The organism is Streptomyces africanus (assembly GCF_002150735.1).
Classification (GTDB): domain Bacteria; phylum Actinomycetota; class Actinomycetes; order Streptomycetales; family Streptomycetaceae; genus Streptomyces; species Streptomyces africanus.
On record NZ_MUKA01000536.1, the window covers coordinates 1 to 840 of the forward strand.

The window sequence follows — 840 nt, forward strand, 5'->3', positions numbered from 1 at the left end:
GCGGCCGGCTTCGTCGATGGCCTCCCACCAGCCGTCCGGGGGAAGCGCTCCGCTGTGGGTGAGCAGATCGCCGATGTCGGGGGTGAGGGCGGATTCGACATGGACGACGCGCCCCGCGGCCAGGTAGACGATCCCCGCCTCGGTGGACAGGGCGCNNGTGCCGAGCAGGGCCGAAGCCGGTTCGTCCGTGCGTGCGGTCCGGGTCGGCGTGATCATCCGAGCACCAGTCTGTCCGCCATCTCGGCCAGGCGGATGCGGGCCAGGGCGAGGTTGCCCTCGCCGCGGTCGAGCCATAAGTGCAGGAACACGGTGCTGTCGAAGGTCGTGGTGACGAATCTGAGCAGGTGGTACGAGTCGGTGTTCGTGATGATCAGGTCCTGTACGGGTGGTTCCTTGCCGGACGCTCCGCCCTCGTCGCCGCCGGCCGGGGCGAGCACGCCGCTCTCCGTGGCGAGGCGGNNCGCACCGGGCAGCCGCATGGCCTCCAGCAGGCTCTCGTCGATTCCGGGCACGCCGAATCCCCTCCCCCTGCACGGTCGTTCCCGCGAACGTGAGCACGACACTACGGAACGTGCTCGGCCCAGGTGAAGGCTTTGGCATTTTCCAAAGGAATGTGCAGGAAGCGAGCGAGAGGTGAGCAGGGTCGAACGGAAGCGAACAGGAAGCGTCGCAGCAACCGGGCTGGGGCGCACCAGCCGCATGTGCGGCAAGCCTTCGCAGAGTTCATGCGGACTCATGCTGACCACTTCTGCCTCAAGTTCCGCTTGGTTCGAGTATTGATGCATTCGGTGCGGCCGTTGTGATGGCGAAGCCGGAGGCCGAGCGTGCGACGGCCCGGCA

The 840-nt window shown here is 67.6% G+C and carries 1 protein-coding gene; it reads right to left on the reverse strand.

What is annotated here, in order from left to right; all coding sequences use genetic code 11:
* Positions 1-212: 212 nt before the first annotated feature.
* Complete coding sequence (locus tag CCL05_RS41585) at positions 213-512, reverse strand: hypothetical protein (protein ID WP_086565741.1); 300 nt, start codon at positions 510-512, stop codon at positions 213-215.
* Positions 513-840 lie beyond the last annotated feature (328 nt).